Origin of the sequence: Autumnicola tepida (assembly GCF_031846485.1) — a bacterium.
Taxonomy (GTDB): domain Bacteria; phylum Bacteroidota; class Bacteroidia; order Flavobacteriales; family Flavobacteriaceae; genus Autumnicola; species Autumnicola tepida.
In genome coordinates this window covers 35,381-59,430 of record NZ_JAVRHQ010000024.1, presented here as the reverse complement: position 1 = coordinate 59,430, position 24,050 = coordinate 35,381, and the positions used below count along the sequence as shown (strand labels likewise).

The 24,050-nt window shown below is 40.1% G+C and carries 20 protein-coding genes; 16 read left to right on the top strand and 4 right to left on the bottom strand.

The window, feature by feature from the left end:
- Positions 1 to 354 precede the first annotated feature (354 nt).
- On the top strand, positions 355 to 2,379 hold the full coding sequence (locus RM553_RS16000) for an alpha/beta hydrolase (RefSeq protein WP_311535960.1): 2,025 nt from the start codon (positions 355 to 357) through the stop codon (positions 2,377 to 2,379).
- An 85-nt stretch (positions 2,380 to 2,464) separates the two neighbouring features.
- Here the strand turns inward: RM553_RS16000 and RM553_RS15995 are convergent, their stop codons facing one another.
- Positions 2,465 to 5,020, bottom strand: coding sequence for an adenosylcobalamin-dependent ribonucleoside-diphosphate reductase (locus tag RM553_RS15995; RefSeq protein ID WP_311535959.1), 2,556 nt, complete (start codon positions 5,018 to 5,020; stop codon positions 2,465 to 2,467).
- Between the two features lie 542 nt (positions 5,021 to 5,562).
- Here RM553_RS15995 and pgmB point away from each other — a divergent pair.
- The 15 genes from pgmB to RM553_RS15920 all read left to right on the top strand — a co-directional run bounded on the left by pgmB (position 5,563) and on the right by RM553_RS15920 (position 20,294).
- Complete coding sequence (gene pgmB / locus RM553_RS15990; protein ID WP_311535958.1) at positions 5,563 to 6,228, top strand: beta-phosphoglucomutase; 666 nt, start codon at positions 5,563 to 5,565, stop codon at positions 6,226 to 6,228.
- 207 nt (positions 6,229 to 6,435) lie between these two features.
- Positions 6,436 to 7,422 (top strand): 6-phosphofructokinase, encoded by a 987-nt coding sequence (gene pfkA / locus RM553_RS15985; RefSeq protein WP_311535957.1) that lies wholly within the window; start codon positions 6,436 to 6,438, stop codon positions 7,420 to 7,422.
- A 17-nt stretch (positions 7,423 to 7,439) separates the two neighbouring features.
- Positions 7,440 to 8,438 (top strand): type I glyceraldehyde-3-phosphate dehydrogenase, encoded by a 999-nt coding sequence (gene gap / locus RM553_RS15980; RefSeq protein ID WP_311535956.1) that lies wholly within the window; start codon positions 7,440 to 7,442, stop codon positions 8,436 to 8,438.
- Positions 8,439 to 8,534: 96 nt separating this feature from the next.
- Positions 8,535 to 9,404: an N-acetylglucosamine kinase gene (locus RM553_RS15975; protein WP_311535955.1), complete on the top strand. Its 870-nt coding sequence runs from the start codon at positions 8,535 to 8,537 to the stop codon at positions 9,402 to 9,404.
- Positions 9,405 to 9,539: 135 nt separating this feature from the next.
- The gene (locus RM553_RS15970; RefSeq protein ID WP_311535954.1) at positions 9,540 to 11,078 is read left to right on the top strand and encodes a YifB family Mg chelatase-like AAA ATPase; all 1,539 of its coding nucleotides are present in this window, start codon (positions 9,540 to 9,542) and stop codon (positions 11,076 to 11,078) included.
- A gap of 74 nt (positions 11,079 to 11,152) precedes the next feature.
- On the top strand, positions 11,153 to 12,313 hold the full coding sequence (locus RM553_RS15965; RefSeq protein ID WP_311535953.1) for a DUF2891 domain-containing protein: 1,161 nt from the start codon (positions 11,153 to 11,155) through the stop codon (positions 12,311 to 12,313).
- Positions 12,310 to 13,530: an Nramp family divalent metal transporter gene (locus RM553_RS15960; RefSeq protein WP_311535952.1), complete on the top strand. Its 1,221-nt coding sequence runs from the start codon at positions 12,310 to 12,312 to the stop codon at positions 13,528 to 13,530. The genes RM553_RS15965 and RM553_RS15960 overlap by 4 nt, the downstream gene beginning before the upstream one ends.
- Before the next feature lie 3 nt (positions 13,531 to 13,533).
- Positions 13,534 to 14,271 (top strand): 5-oxoprolinase subunit PxpA, encoded by a 738-nt coding sequence (pxpA, locus tag RM553_RS15955; protein WP_311535951.1) that lies wholly within the window; start codon positions 13,534 to 13,536, stop codon positions 14,269 to 14,271.
- Positions 14,268 to 15,002 carry a 5-oxoprolinase subunit PxpB gene (pxpB, locus tag RM553_RS15950; protein ID WP_311535950.1) on the top strand — a complete coding sequence of 245 codons (735 nt, stop codon included), beginning with the start codon at positions 14,268 to 14,270 and terminating at the stop codon, positions 15,000 to 15,002. Before pxpA ends, pxpB begins: the two co-directional genes overlap by 4 nt.
- Positions 14,992 to 15,852 (top strand): 5-oxoprolinase subunit C family protein, encoded by an 861-nt coding sequence (locus tag RM553_RS15945; protein WP_311535949.1) that lies wholly within the window; start codon positions 14,992 to 14,994, stop codon positions 15,850 to 15,852. The genes pxpB and RM553_RS15945 overlap by 11 nt, the downstream gene beginning before the upstream one ends.
- Positions 15,853 to 16,087: 235 nt before the next feature.
- Positions 16,088 to 16,465 (top strand): hypothetical protein, encoded by a 378-nt coding sequence (locus RM553_RS15940; RefSeq protein ID WP_311535948.1) that lies wholly within the window; start codon positions 16,088 to 16,090, stop codon positions 16,463 to 16,465.
- Complete coding sequence (locus RM553_RS15935) at positions 16,465 to 17,190, top strand: hypothetical protein (RefSeq protein ID WP_311535947.1); 726 nt, start codon at positions 16,465 to 16,467, stop codon at positions 17,188 to 17,190. The genes RM553_RS15940 and RM553_RS15935 overlap by 1 nt, the downstream gene beginning before the upstream one ends.
- A gap of 77 nt (positions 17,191 to 17,267) precedes the next feature.
- On the top strand, positions 17,268 to 18,074 hold the full coding sequence (locus tag RM553_RS15930; RefSeq protein WP_311535946.1) for a sensor histidine kinase: 807 nt from the start codon (positions 17,268 to 17,270) through the stop codon (positions 18,072 to 18,074).
- Positions 18,049 to 18,678, top strand: coding sequence for a response regulator transcription factor (locus RM553_RS15925; RefSeq protein WP_311535945.1), 630 nt, complete (start codon positions 18,049 to 18,051; stop codon positions 18,676 to 18,678). The genes RM553_RS15930 and RM553_RS15925 overlap by 26 nt, the downstream gene beginning before the upstream one ends.
- A gap of 92 nt (positions 18,679 to 18,770) precedes the next feature.
- Complete coding sequence (locus RM553_RS15920; RefSeq protein ID WP_311535944.1) at positions 18,771 to 20,294, top strand: carbon-nitrogen hydrolase family protein; 1,524 nt, start codon at positions 18,771 to 18,773, stop codon at positions 20,292 to 20,294.
- Positions 20,295 to 20,457: 163 nt separating this feature from the next.
- On the opposite strand, the gene RM553_RS15915 is transcribed toward RM553_RS15920, so the two are convergent.
- From RM553_RS15915 to RM553_RS15905, 3 genes are all read right to left on the bottom strand, one after another.
- A complete protein-coding gene (locus RM553_RS15915) occupies positions 20,458 to 21,309 on the bottom strand; it encodes an NAD(P)-dependent oxidoreductase (protein WP_311535943.1) in 852 nt (283 codons plus the stop codon).
- Positions 21,310 to 21,357: 48 nt separating this feature from the next.
- A complete protein-coding gene (locus tag RM553_RS15910; RefSeq protein WP_311535942.1) occupies positions 21,358 to 23,091 on the bottom strand; it encodes an APC family permease in 1,734 nt (577 codons plus the stop codon).
- Between the two features lie 109 nt (positions 23,092 to 23,200).
- Positions 23,201 to 23,989: an MBL fold metallo-hydrolase gene (locus RM553_RS15905; RefSeq protein WP_311535941.1), complete on the bottom strand. Its 789-nt coding sequence runs from the start codon at positions 23,987 to 23,989 to the stop codon at positions 23,201 to 23,203.
- Positions 23,990 to 24,050: the final 61 nt, after the last annotated feature.

The window sequence follows — 24,050 nt, the reverse complement described above, 5'->3', positions numbered from 1 at the left end:
ATGTTGAAATCTTAAAAGTTGCCCTCCCTATAATTCGAATTCCTGCCGAGTGGCAGTTCATTTTCAATCCATTTCTTACATTTTCTGCCTTACATTGTTTTTACCCCAGTTATATCTCCGAAGAAATAACAATAGAAGGTTAATATTCTATCTTTTTTGAATGTTCTGGTTTTTATCTAAAAACAGGTGATTTCCCCCATAGACCATTCGTTTTTCCTATGTTAAATTTAGGCTCCTCCTTTATGCAGTGTTGCAGGATAAATTATCTGCAATATTCCTAAAGCCATTTCTCCCCTTCATTTTCAATCATTTCACTTTGGTCGAATTTTATATGTTTCACCTAAATATATTTTTATGAAAAAGATTAATTACAATTTTCTGGCATTTGCTTTTGTGGCTCTTCTTTTCTCTTCGTGTAGTAAAGAAGATGGAAATGAAAAAACCAGTGAGAACTTTGCCAGATTATCATTTAGTACCGCTTTAAACCAAATGTTGGATAAACAAGGCACTTTTAAAAATCATCTTGATGATGTTCCGGATTGTATTAATGGAGAACCCGCATATGTGCAGGTAGCATTGCAGGATTCCGATGGCAACTGGGTAGCCGGTGAAGATGGTGATGAAGATAATTTTATTGAAATTCCTGTTCTTTATGATGAAGAGGAAGATGCCTGGTTCACAGATTATTCTATGGAGCTTGAGTTACCTGAAGGAAACTACACCCTCGAATATTTTGGGGTACTAACAGAAGATTACGAGGTATTATGGATTGCACCCCGGGAAAATGATGAATATGGCCCCGTAAGCTTTCAGGGGTATGTAGATGAACCTTTACCAATTTCAATAAATCTTGGGAATGGCGTTAAAAAATACGTGAATGTGGAAGTTATTTGTTACGATAATCGCCTTGTAAATCGATATGGTTACCTGTTTTTTGATATTGAGGCCACACAAGTAATTAACTTTTGTGTTTTCGGTAATTATTGTGCTGAAAATGCACGCCATTATCCCGCTAATTTTCGATTAGATGTATGGGTCTATAGTGGAGATCCTGATGCTCCCATGGGAACTCCACTGTTTGACGAAAACAACCCATATATAAACGTGGTGGGAACAAATAACGATGGTGATGATTATGCTGAACCATTATGTATAACACTGCCCAATACAGCGGGTGAAGATTTATATTATGCAGAAATTTCTTTAATCGACTTTAATAGTGGAGAGACCGAAGGAGAAATTATTAGGAGCGGAGTATTTAGTGATGAGGATGTCATGGAATTATACAGTGATGCAGAAAATACCGATTACTATCATTTTCAGCAGGGAGATTGCTTAGCGGGTGATACTCCGGCCTTTCTGCAGGAAGGTAACGGGCTGGGCCTGGAATTTGAGCCCGAAGGACCCGCTCCAGATTGGGGACCAACAATAACAGATCCTATGTTGGTTGTTATTGAGCAATTGCTCAGTTACAATGTACCACCTCTTTATACCCTAACAGCAGAAGAAGCCCGGCAGCAGCCAAGTTTTGCAACTGCATTAATGGATGTTATGGAAGAATATAACATTCCTGCTCAAAATACAAATGTAGATACAACAGGTGTTTCTATTCCGGTTGAAGGAGGACAGATTCATGGCAGGATCTACACACCCGATTCCGGCAGGGACTCATATCCTGTTATTGTTTATTTTCACGGTGGTGGCTGGGTAATTGCAGGAATTGATACTTATGATGCTTCTATCCGGGCCCTGGCAAATAAGGCAGATGCTATAGTGGTGGCGGTGGCATATAGGCAGGCGCCGGAATATAAGTTTCCAACTGCCAATAATGATGCTTACGAGGCTTACTTGTGGACTTTGGATAATGCTGAATCCTTTAATGGAGATAGCGAAAATGTTGCAGTGGTAGGTGAAAGTGCAGGCGGTAATCTTGCTGCAGGGGTGAGTTTAATGGCCAGGAACAACGGAGTGCAACTTCCTGTTCATCAGACGCTTATTTATCCTATTGCAAATGATAATTTTAGTACAGCCTCTTATTTAGAGTATCAAAATGCGGTACCGTTAAACAGGCCTTTAATGATGTGGTTCTTTGATAAATATCTTAATTCTCCTTCAGAAGGTGATAACCCGTTAATTTCTCTTGTGGAAGCAGATTTGAGCGGTTTACCATCAACCACAGTAATAAGTGCCGAGATTGACCCGCTGCAGAGCGAAGGTAGACAACTGGGGCAGGAACTACAGAGGGCAGGTGTGCAAACAACTTATGAACTTTTTACCGGGGTAACGCATGAATTCTTTGGAATGGCAGCTGTGGTACCACAGGCAGAGGAAGCTCAAAATTTGGTAGCTTCAGAATTAAGGGAAGCATTTAATAATTAGTATAAATAAATTTCTAATTCATTAAACAAAAAAGAGGCTGCCCTTCCAAAGCAGCCTCTTTTTATAATTAACACTTAAAATTAAATTATCCGCATTTGGAAGACCCACAGTCTTTACAGGTAAGGCAACCTTCCTGATAAATTAAACTGGTGGAATTACAATTATTACATTTTTCTTTTCTGGCAACAGTTCCATCGGCAATATAGCGTTTAAGAGCCCTTGCCACCCCATTTTTCCATGTATTGATAGACTCGGTATCAAGTTGAAGGCTGGCGATAAGATCCACCACTTTTTCTATGGACATTCCATGCCTTAGGGTACTGGAAATTAGTTTAGCATAATTCCAGAATTCGGGATTGAATTTATGCGAAAGCCCTTCAATAGTGGTTTTATAGCCTCTTTTATTCTGATACTGAAAATCGTACCTGGAGGTGCCATCTTCATTCCTGTTCTTGATAATGAGGCCTTCATTTACCCATCTCGGAATTAAGATTCCGTCTTCATCATCGGCAAAACCGGTAAAGATCTCGTAAGGACGGTCATCAATAAGGCCTATAAAAGCGATCCACTTATCTTTATTGTTCTGGAACCTTACCACATCGGCTTTTAAAACCTGTGGCCTTTTTGTTGGAAAAACGGCATTGCCTTCTTCCTTTTCTTCTTCTTTTTTCTCTTCATTGGAAATAAGCACTCCGGAACGGGAACCGTCACGATATACCGTCACCCCTTTACATCCCGCCTGCCAGGCTTCCAGATAAAGCTGTCCCACAAGTTCTTCAGAAGCGTCATTTGGAAGATTTATGGTTACACTAATGGAATGGTCTACCCATTTTTGAACCGCGCCCTGCATTTTTACTTTGCTTAACCAATCCACATCGTTGGAAGTTGCCTGGTAATAAGGGGAACTTTTTACCAGTTTATCCAGTTCTTCCTGAGTGTAATTTTTTGTTGTGTCGTGGCCTTTGGCTTTCATCCATTCCTTAAAGCGGTGGTGAAAGACCACATATTCTTCCCAGGAATCCCCAACTTCATCTACAAAATCTACTCTTACATCCTTATCATTTGGGTTCACTTTTCTTCTTCTTTTATAAACCGGAAGGAAAACAGGTTCAATACCAGAGGTGGTTTGCGTCATTAAACTTGTAGTGCCGGTGGGGGCAATAGTCAAAAGAGCAATGTTTCTTCGGCCGTATTCCAGCATATCATAATACAGCTTTTCATCAGCTTCCCGCAGGCGCTGGATAAAAGGATTTTCTTTTTCCCTGTCGGAATCAAAAATGCTGAAAGCACCACGTTCCTTTGCAGTATTTACTGAACCTCTGTATGCTTCCAGCGCCACTTGTTTATGAATATCCACTGAAAAATCCACACCTTCTTTGCTGCCGTATTTCAAACCTAATCCTGCAAGCATATCACCTTCCGCAGTAATCCCGATTCCTGTTCTTCGGCCTTCCTGTGCTTTTTTTCTAATGTTAAGCCATAGGTTTCTTTCTACTCCTTTAATGTCAAGATTCTCAGGATCGGCATCAATTTTGGCGAGAATTCCATCAATTTTTTCCAGCTCCAGGTCAATGATATCATCCATTATTCTCTGCGCGGCTGCAATATGTTTCTTAAAAAGGTCATAGTTAAAAGAAGCATTTTCAGTAAAAGGCTCTTCTACATAAGAGAATAAATTGATGGCCAGCAGGCGACAGGAATCGTAAGGGCAAAGCGGTATTTCCCCACAAGGGTTGGTAGACACAGTCTTATAACCGAGATCTGCATAACAATCTGGTACAGATTCATTTATTACAGTATCCCAGAATAGGATTCCAGGTTCCGCCGATTGCCACGCATTATGAACAATTTTTTTCCACAGCTTTTCTGCTTCAATATCTTTTACATTTACAGGATCTTTACTGTGAATTGGGTATTTTTGGGTGTAGGTGCCGTTATCTTTTACAGCTTTCATAAAAGCGTCATCAATCCTTACCGATACATTGGCTCCGGTAACTTTTCCCTGTTCCATTTTCGCATCTATAAAATCTTCAGCGTCGGGATGGTTGATAGAAACTGAAAGCATTAAGGCGCCTCTTCTTCCATCCTGTGCCACTTCACGGGTAGAGTTGGAATAGCGCTCCATAAAAGGAACGATACCGGTAGAAGTTAAAGCAGAATTCTTTACCGGCGAACCTTTAGGGCGAATGTGCGAAAGATCGTGACCAACACCGCCACGGCGTTTCATAAGCTGTACCTGTTCCTGGTCTATTTTCATAATTCCGCCGTAGGAGTCTGAGTCGCCTTCGTTACCAATCACAAAACAATTGGAAAGGGACGCGATTTGGTATGGATTCCCAATACCGGCCATTGGACTCCCCTGTGGTACGATATATTTGAAGTCCCTGATGAGATCAAAAACTTCATCTTCTGTCATGGGATTAGGATACCGCTGCTCAATTCTCGCTATTTCCTTAGCGATCCTTCTGTGCATATCATTGGGAGTAAGCTCATAGATGTTGCCGAAGGAATCCTTAAGAGCGTATTTGTTGACCCAAACCCTCGCGGCAAGGTCATCTCCTTTAAAATACTCTACAGAGGCTTTAAATGCTTCTTCCTGGGAATATGTTTTAGGAGCCGTTGGTTTTTCTTGTACTGGCATACAATGTTAGATTTTTGGGATTAGTAATTCTGGTAAAAGATGAATGTAAATGTAGGTAAGAAAACCATATGTTTTCAAATATATCTTTTCAAAGTTATCAAGAAAAAGGTGTTAATAAATTGAATTTCAATAATTTGGTAATTTATCAACATACAAAAGTTGACAAATAATTAAAATTTAACTAAGAAGAGTGGAATAAGCTATGAGCGGCTTTAAAGCAGGTTTGGGATGAAAATAAAAAAAAGAGGCTGATTGAAAATTCAATCAGCCTGCTTTGAATTAACACCTATGAAAATTCAAAATAAAAACTTATTCTATAATATACGCTAACAAATAACTTCTTAATTCATGCCCCATTTTCATCGGAGGTAGGGTAATATTTTTACCGGAAAAGCTTAAATTTCATCCGGATAATGTTAATCTTTCTGTTAAAGCAGGCAATATAGGAACTTTTTTTCTGGTTACCATGAAAAATCACTGGTATAACTATTATTGATATCTTGGCTGGTTTTAAAATGCGTTTGGTAAGCAAAAGGTATACTATGAAGAATAGTGGAGCGGTAATATTTGATCTTGACGGGATAGTGGTGGATACTACAGGTTTACAGTTCCTGGCCTGGAGAAAAATAGCCAATGATTTTGGTTTTGATTTTTCCAAAGATCAAAATGAAGGGTTAAAAGGCCTTAGCAGGGAAGATTGCCTGAAGCAAATCCTCGCCTGGGGCAATATTAAGCTTTCTGTGAAAGATTTCCATAAATGGATGGATATTAAGAACAGTTATTACCTTAATTATATATACGAAATGGATGCTTCGGCAATTTTGCCGGGCACTCTTGAGCTAATGGATGTTCTTCAGGAAGAAAATATTCCCTTTGCCCTGGGATCTGCTAGTAAAAGCGGGAAAATTGTTTTGAAGCAACTGGGCATATATTCCCGGTTTGATGCTGTTGTTGACGGGAATGATGTGAAGAATGGAAAGCCTGACCCAGAAATTTTCCTTCTGGCTGCAAATAGATTAGGTTTTGCACCTTCTGCCTGTGTGGTGTTTGAAGATGCCGTGGCAGGAGTGCAGGCGGCTAATCGTGCCGGGATGATAAGTATAGGAGTTGGAAATAAGGGACTGCAGAAAGAAGCTGATTTCACTTTTAATAATCTTACTGAAGTAACCCGGGAATTCTTACAAAATTTCCTTTTATTTCAATCATAGTAAGTAAACCAGATGATATAAACAACAGAGGAATAGAAACTTCGATTATTCCCTTTTCCTGCGGAATCCTGATAATATGGAACCAAAAATCATAAAACTTTAAAAAGCCAAGGTTAAAATTGTTCAAATTTGCTAGTTATTAACCGAAAACGATTTAGTTTTTTACTAAATTAGGTTATGTAGAATAATTAAAATAGCTTTGGCTTAATGTCAAAGAAAATCAACACAATAGGAGTACTAACCTCGGGAGGAGATGCTCCGGGAATGAATGCTGCAATAAGGGCAGTTGTTAGGGCTTGCTCATATTATCATTTAGATTGTAAAGGTGTTTATCGCGGTTATCAGGGCCTAATAGAAGGGGACCTGGAGGAGTTAAACGCTAGATCTGTAAGAAATATTATTAATAAAGGAGGAACTTTCCTTAAATCAACCCGTTCAGAAGAATTCAAAACAAAGGAAGGTCGTGCCAAAGCGCATGAACAATTGAAGAAAGCCGGTGTGGATGCGCTGGTAGTTATTGGTGGGGACGGAACTTTTACCGGAGGGGTTCATTTTTTTGATGAGTTCAGGTTTCCTATTGTAGGAATCCCGGCAACTATAGATAATGATATTAATGGCACAGATTATACCCTTGGGTATGACACCGCTTTAAATACCGTTGTGGAAGCTATAGACAAAATTCGCGATACGGCCAGTTCCCATAACAGGCTTTTCCTTGTGGAGGTTATGGGCCGGGACGCAGGAGATATAGCGTTAAATAGTGGTATTGGCGCCGGGGCTGAAGAAATTCTTATTCCCGAAGAAAGCGCAGGGGTAGAAAGAATGCTAGAATCTCTCCATAAAAGCAAGAAATCTGGTAAAACCTCAAGCATCATAGTGGTGGCTGAAGGAGAAAAAAGCGGTAAGAACATTTTTGAGCTCGCCGATTTTATACATGAACAGGATGAAGATTATGATATAAGGGTTTCAGTATTAGGCCATATCCAGCGGGGAGGTTCCCCAAGCTGTTTCGATCGTGTCCTTGCCAGTAAGCTGGGAGTAGGGGCAGTGGAAGCCCTGCTTGATGGACGTACAAAAGTAATGATAGGCCTGCATCATCAAAAAGTAGTAAGGATTCCTTTGGAAGATGCGATTAAAGGACATTCAAAAATAGATAAAGAATTAAGAAGGGTGGCAGACATCACTTCAGTTTAAATTTTAAAAATAGAAAAATGAGTACAAAAATTGGAATTAACGGTTTTGGCCGGATCGGGCGTATAGCATTTAGAATAGCTGCTGAAAATAATGATGTTGAAGTTGTGGCAATTAATGATTTGCTGGAAGTAGATCACTTAGCTTATTTGTTAGCCCATGATTCGGTGCATGGAAAATTTAAAGGAGATGTTTCTGTAAAAGACGGAAATCTTGTGGTTAACGGAAAAACCATTCGTGTAACTGCAGAACGCAATCCTGAAGATTTAAAATGGGATGAAGCCGGAGCTGAAGTGGTTTTGGAATGTACCGGTATTTTCACCTTAAAAGACAAAGCTGAAGCCCACCTTAAAGCCGGAGCGAAAAAAGTAGTGATTTCAGCACCTTCAAAAGATGCCCCAATGTTTGTTATGGGAGTAAATCATACTGAAGTTAAAGCGGAAGACAAAGTAATCTCTGGTGCTTCATGTACTACTAACTGCCTTGCTCCCCTTGCTAAAGTGATGGAAGATGAATTTGGTATTGTTGAAGGACTTATGACTACTGTTCACGCAAGTACTTCTACACAATTCACTGTAGATTCTCCTTCTAAAAAGAACTATAGGCTGGGAAGAAGTGCTATGGCTAATATTATCCCTAGTTCTACCGGGGCTGCTGTGGCTGTAACCAAAGTAATTCCTGAGCTAAAAGGAAAATTGACCGGCATGGCTTTTCGAGTTCCAACTACAGATGTTTCTGTGGTGGACCTTACAGTAAGAACAGAGAAGTCTGTATCTTATGATGACATTAAAGCTGCCTTTAAAAAGGCTGCGGAAGGTGACCTTAAAGGAGTTATTTCCTATACTGAAGAAGAAGTGGTTTCCCAGGATTTTGTTTCAGATCCACATACCTGTAATTTTGATGCAGGAGCCGGAATCGCTCTTAATGATAATTTCTTTAAACTAATTGCATGGTATGACAACGAGTACGGTTATTCAGCAAAATTAATTGATTTGGCTGCTCACGTTGCTTCACTATAATTACTCCATAAGCCTGAAAATTCGTTGAGCTGTAAATATTGTTACAGGAAACGTGGTTTTCAGGCTTTTTTGTCTCTCATTATCAAATAAAAAATTATGATTTTAATTACCGACGGGGGATCTACCAAATGTGACTGGATTCTTTTGGATCATCAGGGGGAACAGGTATTTAAAACCCGTACCAAGGGATTAAACCCCGCGGTATTCCCAGAGCTGGTGCTGGAACAACGTATTGAGGAAAATCCGGAACTAAGATCTGTTAAAGACAAGATTGAAAAAGTTCATTTTTTTGGAGCTGGTTGCGGGACTGAAACACCACGTAAACTACTTCAGGATATTATTGCCAATTTTTTCACTAATGCAGATGAAGTTCTGGTAAGGGAAGATACAGTGGCCGCAGTATATGCTACCGGAACAAATCCCGGGATTGTTTGTATTCTGGGGACTGGTTCCAACAGTAGTTATTTTGATGGTAAAGAGATTCACCAAACAATACCTTCACTGGGTTATATCCTTATGGATGAAGCCAGTGGGAATTACTTCGGAAAAAGACTCATCAGGGATTATTATTACAAAAGAATGCCCCCGGAACTGGTCTTGAAATTTGAAGAAAAGTTCAACCTGGATTCCGATGAAATAAAAAAGAACCTTTACAGAAGGGAAAATCCCAATACTTACCTGGCTTCTTTCGCGGAATTTATTTTTACCAATGAAAGGAATGGTTATTTCTACAAGCTGGTATATGAGGGAATTCATGATTTTGTGCAAACCCGTGTTCTTTGTTATAAGCAGGCGCAAAGCGTGCCAATCCATTTTATAGGAAGTATAGCTTATTTTAGCGAAGACATCATCAGGGCAGTACTCCAACCATACGGACTGGAAATAGGAAATATAGTGCGTCGTCCCATCGATGGATTAATAGAACATTACAGGACCAATTTTTTCAATAAAACTACTCAGGATTAAAAAATTATCTGAGGAATTATAGAAGCCGGTTTCATGTTGAAGCCGGCTTTTTTGTTGAATTATTTTTCAGGAGAAGAAAAAATATCTCCCTTCAACATAAATTTTGATTACTTTTAAAAGATTCAATTTTATTAAATGCTGGTAAAAGTCTACGGTAGTGCCGTTTTTGGAGTAGAGGCCACCACTATAACCGTAGAGGTTAATGTGGCCACAGGCATAGGATATCACCTGGTAGGTTTACCAGACAATGCGGTAAAAGAAAGCAGTTTTAGGATTGCGGCCGCGCTGCAAAATAACGGCTACAAATTTCCGGGCAAAAAGATAATTGTAAATATGGCCCCGGCCGATCTTCGCAAAGAAGGCTCAGCCTACGATCTTACTTTCGCTCTTGGGATTCTTGCCGCTTCAGATCAAATTAAAGCTGAACAAATAGCAGATTTCATCATTATGGGGGAACTTTCTCTGGATGGAAGTCTTCAGCCCATAAAAGGAGCGCTTCCCATAGCCATTAAAGCAAAAGAGGAAGGTTTCAAAGGTTTTATCCTGCCGGTACAAAATGCCAAAGAAGCAGCTATTGTGAAAGGACTGGATGTTTACGGGGTTGAAAATATACTTGAATTAATCAATTTTTTTAATGAAGGAGCGCCTTTAGAACCCACAGTAATTAATACCAGGGAAGAGTTTTATAAAAACCTGGAAAATCCCGATCATGATTTTGCCGATGTAAAAGGTCAGGAGTCCATTAAGCGTTGTATGGAAATCGCTGCGGCCGGCGGGCATAATATAATTCTTATAGGGCCGCCGGGTGCGGGAAAAACTATGCTGGCAAAGCGCCTGCCCAGCATCTTACCACCAATGACTTTACATGAAGCGCTGGAAACCACGAAGATCCATAGCGTGGTTGGGCGGATAAAAGAAAATGTTGGATTAATGTCCCAAAGGCCTTTCCGTAGTCCGCACCACACCATTTCCGATGTCGCGCTTGTTGGCGGAGGGGCTTATCCGCAGCCGGGTGAAATTTCCCTTTCCCATAATGGGGTACTTTTCCTGGACGAACTGCCGGAATTTAAAAGAAGTGTGCTGGAGGTAATGCGGCAGCCGCTGGAAGATCGTGAAGTTACCATATCAAGGGCTAAATTTACAGTTACTTATCCTTCCAGTTTTATGTTGGTGGCCAGTATGAATCCAAGCCCCAGCGGTTTTTTTAATGATCCCGGCGGGCCTGCCACTTCCTCTCCGGCAGAGATGCAGCGCTATATGAGCAGAATAAGTGGGCCGCTTCTGGACAGGATAGATATTCACATAGAGGTTACCCCGGTGCCTTTTGAAAAGCTCACCGAAGAAAGAAAGGGAGAAAGTAGCATGGCTATTCGCGAACGTGTTACCAATGCCAGAAAAAAACAAACCGACCGGTTTAAAGATTTTGAAAATGTACATTACAATGCCCAGATGAATGTAAAGCATATCCGGCAATTCTGCGTGCTAAGTGATTCTTCCAAGCAGCTTCTTAAAACAGCAATGGAACGGCTTAACCTTTCCGCAAGGGCTTATGACCGGATTTTAAAAGTCTCCAGGACCATAGCCGATTTAGAGGCTTCAGATGCCATTAAAGACGCTCACATTAGTGAGGCTATTCAGTATCGCAGCCTGGATCGTGAGGGCTGGTTGGGATAAATTGTAAGATTTTATCAATTTTATACGAGTTAGTACGAGAACTGTTATATTTACGTGCAACAACATCTTAAACAATGAAAAGAATTCTACTACTGCTTATTTCCCTTGCAATATTTGGATGTAAAGGAGATAAATCTAACGATATGGAAAAATCTTCAGAACCTAAGACAGACAGTATAATGGATGAAGATATTATTCCAGATTCCATAATGGGTGAGGAAAAAGTAGATTTCACAGTTGAAGAGGCTAATAAGCTGGCAGAATTGCCGTTAGGTTGTATAAATACCGAGTATCCGAATAAACTTGGTCAAACCCTTGAAAATGCAGAGGCTATGGGCGAACCAAAGGAACTGCACCCCGCCTTTTATGGCTGTTTTGACTGGCATTCTTCCGTGCATGCGCACTGGTCTCTGGTTAGCCTTTTAAAACAATTTCCTGACCTGGAAAAGAAAGAGCAAATAAAGGAAACGCTTAAAAAGTCCCTTTCTGCGGAAAATATAAAGGCTGAGGTAGATTACTTTAAAAGGCCTCAAAGTGACTCCTATGAAAGAACATATGGATGGGCGTGGCTTTTAAAACTTTCCGAAGAATTGCAGACATGGAATGATCCTCTTGCTGAAGAACTAGCACAAAACCTTCAGCCACTTACAGATTTAGTTGTGGAGCGTTTTATGGAATTCCTGCCAAAACTCAATTACCCGATACGTGTTGGTGAGCATGAAAATACAGCCTTTGCTCTAAGCTTTGCCTATGATTATGCTGAGGCTGTAAAAAACCAGGAATTGATGGAACTCATTTCCAAACGTGCTAAGGACTTTTATTTAAAAGATGATAATTGTCCTGTAAGCTGGGAACCGGGAGGATTCGATTTTCTTTCCCCATGTTTGGAAGAAGTAGACATCATGCAGAAAATTTTGCCTAAAAATGCTTTCAATCTCTGGATCCAGGATTTTATGCCAGAGCTAACACAGGAGGATTTTAGTATGGAAGTAGGAGAAGTTTCCGACCGTACAGACGGCAAGTTGGTGCATCTGGACGGCCTTAATTTTAGCAGGGCATGGGTTTTTTATCATCTTGCCAACAAATATCCTGAAGATTTTAAACATCTTGAAACTCTTGCAAATGAGCATATTGCTTATTCTTTTCCCAATCTTATGGAAGATAGTTATGAAGGTGGGCACTGGCTGGGCATTTTTGCCATTTATGCTTTGAAGCAATCCAGGGCGGGAGAGTGAAGAAATTTTTAAACCAGTTAGGCCCGGGTGTATTGGTGTCGGCGGCTTTTATTGGGCCGGGTACGGTCACCGTATGCACCCTGGCCGGGGTACATTTTCAGTACGGGCTGCTTTGGGCGCTGGTTTTATCTATAGTTTCCTGCATTGTACTTCAGGAAATGTCTGCCAGGCTTGGGCTTATCTCCCAAAAAGGATTAAGTGAATGTATAAGGGAAGAGATTAAAAATCCAATTTTCAGGATTTTTTCCCTTGTGCTTATTTTTTCAGCTATTGTATTGGGAAATGCAGCTTACGAAGCTGGAAATATTACGGGTGCAGTCCTTGGAGTGGAAGCTTTTTTTGGGCCGGGCAATTTTATCACGGGCAATTTACAAATAAACCTCTGGAGTTTTTTAATTGGAGGTGCTGCTTTTATTATGCTCGCTATAGGAAACTATAAAGCACTGGAAAGAATTTTTATTGCCCTGGTAATACTTATGAGTCTTTCCTTTTTAATCACGGCAGTAATCACAAAACCGGAAATTATCGGAATTTTGAAAGGTTTTATTCCCTCTGCCAATTCTGCTGAAATCCTTACAGTTATTGCTCTTATCGGTACCACTGTCGTGCCTTATAACCTTTTTTTACACGCTTCCCTCGTAAGCGAAAAATGGCAAAATGCTACCGATTTGCCTGTTGCCAGAAAGGAGCTTATTGTTTCGATTATCCTGGGCGGACTGGTTTCTATGGCGGTAGTAATTTGCGGGGCATCTTCAAGATTAACCGAAATTTCTTCAGCGGCAGATATGGCTGCAGGCCTGGAGCCGTTATTCGGCAAATCCGCCACTTTTTTTATGGCAATGGGATTACTGGCAGCCGGAATAACATCGTCTGTTACAGCACCTCTTGCAGCTGCTTACGTAGTAAAAGGTTGCCTTGGCTGGAAAGGCGGCATGAAATCTTTTAGATTTAAGTTGGTATGGGCAATTGTACTTCTAATGGGCATCTTTTTTTCTTCCCTGGGCTTAAAACCCATACAAATTATCCAGTTTGCCCAAATTGCCAATGGTATTTTGCTGCCTGTCATAGCATTTTTCTTATTTTGGATTGTAAACCAAAAATCTGTGCTGGGCGACTACAGCAATACGAAAAAGCAAAATATCATTGCGCTTCTTGTATTGGCTATTGCCTTTTTTCTTGGAGTTAAATCCATTTATGCAGTGATTTCGAATTTTTAGAAGATGAAAAAAATACATATTAACTGCGACCTTGGGGAGGGGGCGACTTTTGATGCTGAACTTATGCCACACATTTCAGCCTGCAATATTGCCTGTGGCGGACACGCGGGGGACGAGGAAAGCATCAGGAAAACCATACATCTTGCGATTGAAAATAATGTTGAAATTGGGGCGCATCCTTCTTATCCCGATAAGGAAAATTTCGGAAGAAATTCATTAAATATTTCTGCGGAAGATCTTAAGGCATCAATTAAAAAGCAGGTAAAACTGGTCCAAAAAATAGCTGAACAAAAAGGAGTAAAGGTTACTCATGTAAAACCTCACGGCGCATTGTATAACGATGCTGCAAAAAACAAAAAGATAGCCGAGTTGGTATTAGAATCTTTGAATGAGGTTGAAGGTGATTTTTCCCTTTATGCGCCTTTTGGTTCTGTGATTTCCAAACTTGCTGAAGGTAAGATAAAGGTAGTTTTTGAGGCTTTTGCAGACCGTAATTACAACCCCGATTTAAGCCTGGTTTCCCGTTCAAAAAAACATGCGATAATTCATGAAAAAGAAGCGGTTTTTGAGCACGTTTTCAGGATGTATTCTGAAGGGAAAATACAGATGGAATCAGGGGAGGAATTGCCTATTAAAGCAGATACTTTTTGTGTACATAGCGATACGGAAAACGCAGTGGAAATTCTTCAGTTTTTACAGCAGAAGCTGCGTGATAAAAACGTAAAATTAGCGAAGATATGAACCAGGAATTTCCAAAGATAAAACCGATGGGGGAGCGGGCAATTTTGGTGCAATTTGAGCCCGAAATAAGTGAAGTCATGCTTCAAAAAGTCCTTTTTTATAAGGATAAAACAGAAGTATTTTATGATGAAGTAAAGGTTGAGGTAATCAATACATATAACTCGTTATTAATAAATTATGAATCATATATAGAGGATGTCTATGGAGAGGTTTCTGCACTGGAAAAGTTATTTAAAAATGCTAATATAGCTGAAACCGCTGAAGCCAGACTTTTCAAGCTTCCGGTTTGCTACAGCAGCAAATTGGGACCAGATATGGAATTGATTTCTTCAGAAAAGAAAATGGAACCTGAGGAAATTATCAGGCTGCATTCGGAGGCAATTTATACGGTCTATTTTGCTGGTTTTTTACCAGGCTTTTTATACCTGGGCGGCCTGGATGAAAAACTTCATTTTCCACGAAAAAATGAACCCAGATTGAAGATAGAAAAAGGAGCGGTTGGAATAGGTGGAAAGCAAACCGGAATTTACCCTAAATCCAGCCCCGGCGGATGGCAGATTATTGGCAATTGCCCGGTGCCGGTTTTTGTAAAAAATAAACTTCCGCCGATTGAAATTTCAGCAGGAGATAAGATAAAATTTTATCCTGTTTCCGAAGCGGAATTTGAGAAGATTTCCGAAGAGATAAACACTGGAAAATTTAATTTAAAAGCTGAAAAATATGATGGGTGAAATTGAGGTTTTACAGCCTGGTTTATTCTCAACTATCCAGGATTATGGGAGAATGGGATTTCAGAAATATGGAGTTCCATTAAGTGGTGCAATGGATACCTATGCCGCTAAAACCGCAAATTTGGTTCTAAGAAATAAAGTCTCAGATGCCGTACTTGAAATCACCCAGATGGGGCCAAAATTAAAATTTCATCAACCTGCCAAAATTGCCATTGCCGGGGCAGATTTATCACCACGGGTAGAAGGAAGAGCTGTTGCGCAAAATTCTGTAGTAAAAATTAACAGCGGCGAAGTGTTGTCCTTTGGAAGGCGAAAGATTGGATGCCGTGCTTATTTAGCCGTAAAGGGCGGCTTTAAAACAGAAAGCATTTTTGAAAGCCGGAGCTGGTACGAAGGGATAACAACTTACTTTAAATTGGAAAAAGGCTTAAAATTAGCTTTTGAAGCTAATGAAAAGGAAAAGGCAGAAATTAATGCCGGGCTAAAACCACTTCAGGATTATATAAGATCTGGCGAAATTGAAGTTTATCCCGGCCCGGAATATGACGTGTTATGCGATGCGCAAAAGCTGCTTCTGGAAAAAACCGAGTATGGAATAGGAAAAAATAACAACCGTATGGCCATACAACTGGCAGAACCTTTGGTAAATGAACTTGATGCTATCATTACCGGGCCTGTTTTGCCGGGAACCGTACAGCTCACTCCTTCGGGAAAAATGATTGTTCTTATGAAGGATGCCCAAACAACAGGAGGCTACCCAAGGATTCTTCAGTTAAGCGAAAAGGGAATGAATGCTCTTGCACAAAAGGTGATGGGGGACAGGATTAAATTTAAACTACGGCCTTATTAAATTGAAAAGTGCCGCTTCAGCTATAAGAAATAATAAAGACCCTACTCAGAACTATTTCCCGCATCCACAGCACTTCTTTCCCCAAAACACTTTAGCTAACTAAAATGACTTTGTAAAACTACTTCCTAAGGCTGCGCACCACAAGGGGAAAAATCCCCTTTTTGGTTTTTCATGCTTGCTCTTTTTGATGAAAAAGCTAGTTTTACGATAACAAACTATAAAATTCCAAAGAAAAGTGGCAAAGCCATTACAAAAGATTAGCGTAAAAGCAGCAAAAGAACTGCAAGAGCGATGGTGGAAAACAAGAAGTAAAGTAATTACCGATGGCGAAGAACACAGGGATACCTGCGAATTTAAATTCAGCATAGCAGAACTACAGGAGTATCTTGATTATGTAAAAGAAAAATCGGCCCGGCAGGGAATAAAAGATCCCGGGATAAGCATCTGGCTTGGTGCTTATGCTAAAACGGAGGAGAAGCCAGGTTTGACCACTCTCTTTTTTTCTGCTACTAAAGAAAGTGCAGCCGAAGATTGCCGTTATGAAAGTAATGATGAGATAGAACCATCGAATGAGATAACCGGCAAGTGGCCACCTGAACCTTATGGTGGATAATGGACTTACTCGAATATATTATTTCCAACAAGTTTTATTTTACTTACCTTCTGGAGCTTGGTGCAGCAATTTGCGGTAGCTACTACCTTAAAAAAAATCCGTTTGCCACAAAAGAGCTTAGATGGTTTGTGTATTATCTCTGGCTCGTTTTTGTAGTGGACTTCTCCGGGACTTATGCTATCTGGGCGTACCTGGATAATTACGAAACCTTTCCTGCATTGCGAAATTCTGTTTTTGCGCGGAATACCTGGATGTACAATATTTTAAAGATTATATCTTTTTTAGCCTATTGTCAGCTATTTATACTTCAGTTGCAAAATCAAAAAACAAAGAAGATACTCAAAGCCTGCCTAGGGTTATACCTTATTTTTGCTGTTTACCAGTGCCTTACTTCTGAAAATTTTTTTATAGATTATATCGTGATTAACTCCTTCGTAGGAACATTTTTGCTTCTAATTTGTATAGGAGCCTATTTCTATGAGATGCTGATTAGTGACAAAATCCTTTACTTTTCAAAAAATGTTGTGTTTTACATTTCCCTGGGAGCAATGATCTGGCACTTAACCTACATGCCACTTAACATTTACAATGCGTACTTTAATGCAAACAATGTGTTCTTTATGAAAATCTACAGCTTTGTGCTCACGTACTCTAATGTTTTTATGTATTCCGTTTTTAGCTTCGGATTTATCTTCTGTTCCCGAAAGAAAAAAGAAAAGCTGTAAAAAAACAGATTTCAAAATAGTCAATTTTCGGCTTGATAAAATATATGTTTTTGTATTTTTGGTGATAACCTGCCTTAATGCTTGAAAAAGAACAAATACTGCTTATTGTTTATTTTATCCTGGTGGTTCTGTTTCTTGCAGCGTTTACCGTGATCTTCTTCATTACCTATCAGAAACGAAAAAATAAGCTTTTACAGGAAAAATCCCAGGCTGAAAAACAATATGAAGAGGAAATTACCAAATCCAGGATAGAAATTCAGGAACAAACCCTTAAAAATGTAAGCAGAGAGCTGCACGATAATATTGGGCAGTTACTATCGGTTGCTAATTTGCAGCTGAATATCTTATCCAGGAACAATAATAATCCTGAAAATGAAGGGCTTATGGAAATAAAAGAAATTGTAAGCACCTCTTTGCAGGAAGTACGCGCCCTTTCAAAATCATTAAATAATGAAGTAGTCGGTTATGCCGGCTTAAAGGAATCGGTTCAGAATGAATTGCAGCGTTTCCAGCGCCTGAATATTTTAAAAACGCTATTTAAAATTTCAGGAGAAGAATTTTACATCAGGGGAAATGATGAAATTATTCTATTCAGGATCCTGCAGGAATTTTTTTCCAATGTGATTAAACATGCCAACGCAACAGAACTGGTTGTTAGGTTTAATTATTCCGTAGAAAATTTACATATTGAAGTTAAGGATAACGGTGAAGGTTTTAATCCTGAAGAAGTGCGGAAAAGTTCCGGCCTGTTAAATATGCAGAGCCGGGCAGACCTGATTGGGGCAGACTTTACCCTTGAATCTTTCCAAAACAAGGGAACTTCCTTATCTTTACAATATCCAGCCAACCAACCACAATATGAAGAAAAAGATCATAATAGTTGATGATCATACGCTTTTTGCCCAATCCCTTCACGGATTAATTAAATCCTACGAGAATTTTGAAGTTCTGAAAGTTTGTAAAAACGGAAAAGAACTTATGGAATATTTTAATGCGGGTAATCTTCAGCCAGACCTTATTCTTCTTGATATTATCATGCCTGTAAAAAATGGCCTGGAAACCATGGAATGGTTAAAGAAAACAGTTCCTGAGCAAAAGGCGCTTGCGCTAAGCATGGAGCATGATGAAAAAACTATTATTGCCATGCTTAAAATGGGCTGCCGCGGTTATTTGCTGAAGGATATTGATCCCGATGAATTTATTCATGCCATGAATTCAGTTTTAAACACCGGTTATTACTACAGCAAAGAAATTTCTGAACTTGTAATAAATGGAGAGAAAAAGGATGCTTTTGAACTTACCAGCCGCGAAAAAGAATTTCTCTATTTTGCCTGTACAGAAATGACGTATAAAGAAGTAGCCAGCGAAATGCAGCTAAGCCCAAAAACCATTGATGGCTACAGGGAAAACCTATTTGGGAAGCTGGATGTGAAGAGCAGGACGGGCCTTGTGCTTTTTGCGATAAAGAACAATATTTACCAGATCTAAAAATACCTTCAGAAGTTTTTCCATTCCTGCTTTTTATTTCGCAATCACTGTTTTAGGCAGTATCTTTGCAGCCAATAAACGAAAAAGAAAAAGTGATTGATTCAGCGAAAATAGAATTACGTAATCTTAGGGTTAAAGATTATGAAGAATTAAAGATATCCATGATAAAAAGTTATCATGCGATGCCTGATGAATACTGGTCTAAAGGAGAGATCAAAACTCTGGTCAATAAATTTCCTGAAGGCCAGCTGTGTATCGTTATTGATAATAAAATTGCCGGCTGCGCACTTTCCATCATTGTAGATTACGATAAGTTTGACGATAATCACAGTTACGAAGAGATCCTTGGGGGTGAAAATTTCTCCACGCATACCAGGAATGGAAATGTGCTTTACGGAATAGATGTTTTTATACACCCGGAGTTTCGTGGAATGCGCCTGGGAAGGAGGCTCTACGAAGCACGAAAAGAGTTATGTGAACATCTAAATTTAAAAGCGATTGTGTTTGGAGGGCGTATTCCTAACTATTCCAAATATGCCAGTGAGTTAACGCCTAAAAAATATATAGATAAGGTAAAACTGCAGGAAATTCATGATCCTGTGCTTTCTTTTCAGCTTTCTAATGATTTTCACGTAAAGAAGGTAATAAAGGGTTATCTGCAGGGAGATCATGAAAGTAAAGAATATGCCACTTTAATGGAGTGGAACAATATTTATTACACTAAACCCCAAAAACTCGTAAATACCACCAAGACCGTGGTGAGGCTTGGCCTGGTGCAGTGGCAGATGCGGTTGTTTAAAGATTATGACGCCCTGGTTTCTCAAATTGAATTTTTTGTAGATGCGGTTAGCAATTACCAGAGTGATTTTATTCTTTTTCCTGAATTGTTTAACGCGCCGCTAATGGCACAATTCAACGATCTTTCAGAACCGGAAGCCATTCGGGGACTTTCAGGATATACCGAGCGTTTGCTGGAAACCTTTAGGGAATTCGCCATTAATTACAACATTAATATAATCACCGGAAGTATGCCTCAGGTAATTGGGGAGCATATGTACAACGTTGGTTACCTTTGCAGAAGGGATGGTAGTTATGAGCGTTACGAAAAGCTGCATATTACTCCTGCGGAAGAATCTGCATGGGGGATGAAAGGGGGCAACAAACTGGAAACTTTTGATACCGATTGCGGGAAGATTGGAGTGTTGATCTGTTATGATGTTGAATTTCCGGAAGTCTCCCGCCTTTTGGCAGAAGAAGGCATGAACATTCTTTTTGTTCCTTTTATGACTGATACTCAAAATGGCTATTCCAGGGTTAAAATTTGCGCCCAGTCCCGTGCGGTGGAAAATGAGTGTTATGTAGCCATTGCGGGCTCTGTTGGAAATCTTCCAAAGGTGAACAATATGGATATCCAATATGCGCAAAGCGCAGTGCTAACCCCTTCAGATTTTGCCTTTCCTGTAAACGGAATAAAAGCTGAAGCCACGCCAAATACTGAAAGTACCTTACTTGTTGATGTGGACCTGGATTTGCTAAAGGAACTTCATAATTTTGGAAGTGTCAGGAATATGAAGGATAGGAGAAAAGACCTGTATTCCCTCAAAAAGAAAAAGTAGTTTTAGTGCAAATTACAATGATAAAAAGGACTAAAAGCACCTGACAAATGTCATTTGGAGCGAAGTCGAGAAATATTTCGATTCCAATTAAATAGTTTTCCTACTTCGCTCATTTTGACTACAGGATATTTTTTCCTGTCCAATCTACAATTACCTGCATTCCTTACTTTTTTAGCTTTTTAAAAATAGCGATCACATCTTCATCTCCTAATTCTGCTTCGGCATTTTTAAAACTTTCATAAGCTGTATTTCCCAAAGGGCTATCCAGTCCGCTTTCTTTGGCAAGCCTGAGGTCCTTCGTGAGGTGGGTAAGGGTGAAAGCGGCATTGTAATCTTCCTTTAGAATAGAATCGCCCTTTAGTTTTACAAATGGACTTCCCAAGGCACTGTTATTTATAATCTCCATAAGGTCCTTGTTATCTATGCCCATTTGTGCAGAGAACTGCGCTACCTCAGCCAGCCCCTGGGTTATCACTCCCAGGAATGTATTTACCGCCAGTTTAGCCGCATTTCCAAGTCCGGTCTCACCAATATATATAACAGATTTACCAATTTTTTCCAGTAGGGGTTTTACCTCTTCAACCACATTTTTATCTCCTGCGGCAATTACCACAAGGCTTGCTTCTTCTGCCTGTTTTACACTGCCAGAAACGGGCGCATCAACATAATTTCCGCTGCTTTCCTTCAGTTTTTTGGCCATTTCCCTGCTCACATCAGGAGAAACGGTACTCATATTTATTATTGTTTTTCCCGATACATCAGCGGTAAGAATTCCTTCTTCTGAAGTAAAAATTTCCCTCACGGCTTCATCATCAGAAACCATAAGAAAAATGATATCACATTTTTCCACCAGCTCTTTAGGTGTTGATGTTGTAGATGCACCCTCTTGCTTTAATGGTTCTTCTTTGGTTGCTGTCCTGTTGTAAACACTAAGCTCGTATCCTGCCTTTAGAAGTTTTTCTGACATTGGTTTGCCCATTTTTCCCAGGCCAATCCATCCAATTTTCTTGTTCATCTTATTTTACTCTAAATTAATATTCTTGTGTACTGAAGCTTGTAAATGTTAAATTATAAGCCGGACTTCTCCTAATTCCTGCACCCTGTAAGGAAAATGATCCCCGGGAGAACCAATAAACATGAAATTGGTGGGAATATTCCAGCGGTTGGAAAGCTCTTCTATTTTTTCAGGCCCAAATTCCCCTTGTTCAACTATAAACTCAATATGGATATCTGGATAAGCACGATCCAGTACCTCAAGGTCTTTTTCCAGGTTTTCAGGAATCTTGTCCCCGTCCTTTACCACCATTACAATTTTTAATTTGCGGGTGGGTTCATTCTTTTTAATATAAAGCATTACTTTATTAAGGGTTTCCACGTTGTCTCCACCGGTAAAAAAGACAAATTCCTTACCGCTTATTTCAGCAAGTTTGTATTTGGTGCTTCGGTTTAAAGACTTAAATGCGTGGCTTCCTTTAGGTAGCAACCTGCGAATGGCGATAAGAAATCCGCGCAGGATGTAATGCCTGTAAAGCATAAAATACACCACTAGAAGGGTTGGAATAAGATATTCTATAAATATGAGCAGGTATGGAGGATTTAGAATAATATTCCCAATAATGGCTGTAATTACCGCTATAATAGCAATAAACAACGCAATCCAGGAAGCTTTTTCCGGCCTTGGAAGCCTGCCCCTGTTAAGTTTAAGCAAGATGTTCCCCACTCCAAACAGGGCCATCACCGAAAGGAAAGCGATAGTATAAACCCCGGCAAGTTTAGCCAGGTTTCCGCTGGTTACCAGTAGGATAGAAACGGCCAGTACAAAGAAGAGAAGGTAAATTACATAGGAGCTTCCTTTGGAATTCTTCTTCATTAATAATCGCGGCAAAATTCTGTCCAGCGCCATCCTTTCCATTAATCCACCAACGCCAACATAGCTGGTCAAGACCGCACCGCTTAAAACCAGTGCTGCATCCAGGCTTACCAGGAAAGAAAGCCAGTTTCCTCCCGAAATACCTCCCAGAAAAGAAAGCAGGGCTTCCTGGTGTTCCCCGGCTACATCAATAGGTAAAATAGCCAGGGCCAGGAAAGCCAGTAGCGGATTGAAAATACTTACCACAATCCACATATTTCGAAGTGTTTTTGGGAACACCCCGTCTTTTTGTTCTTCAACGTAATTCGCTGAACTTTCAAAACCGCTAATTCCAAGCATTGCTGCGGAAAAACCAAAGATAAGTGCCATGGTAACGCTTCCTTCTATGGGCATTTCAAAATTCCGCATTAAAACGTCAAATCCATGCGTAAAGAAAAAATAGATACAAAAACCTGATAACAATGTAAGGGAAAGGAGGTGAAAAAGGAAAATAGCAATGGCTACTTTAGAAGATTCCCCTATTCCTAAAATCACCAATCCCATGAAAACGAGCAACAAAGCGATGGTTACTGGAAGTATTGGAATAACATGCCAGATGCTGTGAGCGTAATGTATGGCTTCTGTAGCAGAAATAACTGCTGTGGCCATATAGGAAAGCACCGTAAGTGCCGCAGCCAGGGCGGCGGTGGATTTTTTAGTGGTATTGAGCAGCGCGTTATAGGCACCGCCGTTTAGGGGCAAAGCGCCAACCACTTCACCATAAATGCGGCGAAAAAGAAACAAGACTCCCGCAACCATTAAGAGTGAAATCCAGGCATATTGTCCGGCATAAAAAATTGAAAGTGCTGATACATAGAGGCAGGAAGAGCTTATATCGTTACCACATATCGCGGTTGCCTCCAGTTGATTTAATTTTTTCTTGGCCATATTTATAAAACTTCAAGATAAAATTACGCAAGATTTATTTCTTTAGCCTAAACATGCTGTTAAAGCTGCTGCTGCTCCTTTAACAAAATTCAGAAAAAGTGAAGTATGGCTATTCATTATTTTCAGCCATGAGGCTCTCATAAAATGTAGCCCTTATTTTGGGTCCGTTGATAAAGGCATTCTCTACTTCGGCATCGGGATAATAGTCGCTGGTAAGGCTTTCATCTTCTATAATTTGCTCCTTTGTAAAGCCTTCAGCCATAGCCTGCAACATATTTTTCCTGATACCCTCCAGCATTTCCAGGTAATTCTGGTAATCTTCATAACTGGCAGGCGCGCCATGTCCCGGAATAATTTTGGTATTTTCATTAATAATGGCCAGGCCTTGTTTTGCCGCCTCAATATCCCCGGCAACACTGCCCCCGCTGGTAATATCTATGTAGGGAAACCCGCCGTTAAAGAAGGTATCCCCGGTATGGAGAACATTTCCCTGTGGTAAATAAATAAGGGCATCGCCATCTGTATGCGCATTATGCACATGCAGGGCCATAATATCGTTTCCATTAAGGTGGAGACTTATTTCTTCACTAAAAGTAATAACCGGCAGTTTATCTTCAGCAGGATTTTCACTGTTCTCCTTTAGCCTTTGCCGAACATTTTCCTGGGCAACCAGTACCGCCCCACTTTTTTTAAAATTTGCGTTACCTCCCGTGTGGTCACCATGAAAATGGGTGTTCAGCAGAAATTTTACCGGCTGGCCGGTAAGTGAATCCAGGGTAGCTTTAATTTTAGGGGTGAGCGCGGCAAATTGATCGTCTATCATGAAGACGCCGTCCTCGCCGGTTAAAATCCCGATATTACCACCCTGCCCCGTAAGCATAAAAATATTTTCCCTCATGGGAATAACTTTAATCTATACATTATGCATCTCCTGAAATGCGAATAATTGCGTAGCGGAC

Bases quoted from the DNA above. Each gene is read 5' to 3' on its own strand.
- RM553_RS15915 (WP_311535943.1), bottom strand. From the start codon at position 21,309: ATGAACAAGAAAATTGGATGGATTGGCCTGGGAAAAATGGGCAAACCA.
- RM553_RS15970 (WP_311535954.1), top strand. From the start codon at position 9,540: ATGCTGGTAAAAGTCTACGGTAGTGCCGTTTTTGGAGTAGAGGCCACC.
- RM553_RS15925 (WP_311535945.1), top strand. From the start codon at position 18,049: ATGAAGAAAAAGATCATAATAGTTGATGATCATACGCTTTTTGCCCAA.
- RM553_RS15965 (WP_311535953.1), top strand. From the start codon at position 11,153: ATGAAAAGAATTCTACTACTGCTTATTTCCCTTGCAATATTTGGATGT.
- pxpA (WP_311535951.1), top strand. From the start codon at position 13,534: ATGAAAAAAATACATATTAACTGCGACCTTGGGGAGGGGGCGACTTTT.
- RM553_RS15930 (WP_311535946.1), top strand. From the start codon at position 17,268: ATGCTTGAAAAAGAACAAATACTGCTTATTGTTTATTTTATCCTGGTG.
- pfkA (WP_311535957.1), top strand. From the start codon at position 6,436: ATGTCAAAGAAAATCAACACAATAGGAGTACTAACCTCGGGAGGAGAT.
- RM553_RS15975 (WP_311535955.1), top strand. From the start codon at position 8,535: ATGATTTTAATTACCGACGGGGGATCTACCAAATGTGACTGGATTCTT.
- pxpB (WP_311535950.1), top strand. From the start codon at position 14,268: ATGAACCAGGAATTTCCAAAGATAAAACCGATGGGGGAGCGGGCAATT.
- RM553_RS15910 (WP_311535942.1), bottom strand. From the start codon at position 23,091: ATGGCCAAGAAAAAATTAAATCAACTGGAGGCAACCGCGATATGTGGT.
- gap (WP_311535956.1), top strand. From the start codon at position 7,440: ATGAGTACAAAAATTGGAATTAACGGTTTTGGCCGGATCGGGCGTATA.
- RM553_RS15935 (WP_311535947.1), top strand. From the start codon at position 16,465: ATGGACTTACTCGAATATATTATTTCCAACAAGTTTTATTTTACTTAC.
- pgmB (WP_311535958.1), top strand. From the start codon at position 5,563: ATGAAGAATAGTGGAGCGGTAATATTTGATCTTGACGGGATAGTGGTG.
- RM553_RS15905 (WP_311535941.1), bottom strand. From the start codon at position 23,989: ATGAGGGAAAATATTTTTATGCTTACGGGGCAGGGTGGTAATATCGGG.
- RM553_RS15995 (WP_311535959.1), bottom strand. From the start codon at position 5,020: ATGCCAGTACAAGAAAAACCAACGGCTCCTAAAACATATTCCCAGGAA.
- RM553_RS16000 (WP_311535960.1), top strand. From the start codon at position 355: ATGAAAAAGATTAATTACAATTTTCTGGCATTTGCTTTTGTGGCTCTT.
- RM553_RS15945 (WP_311535949.1), top strand. From the start codon at position 14,992: ATGATGGGTGAAATTGAGGTTTTACAGCCTGGTTTATTCTCAACTATC.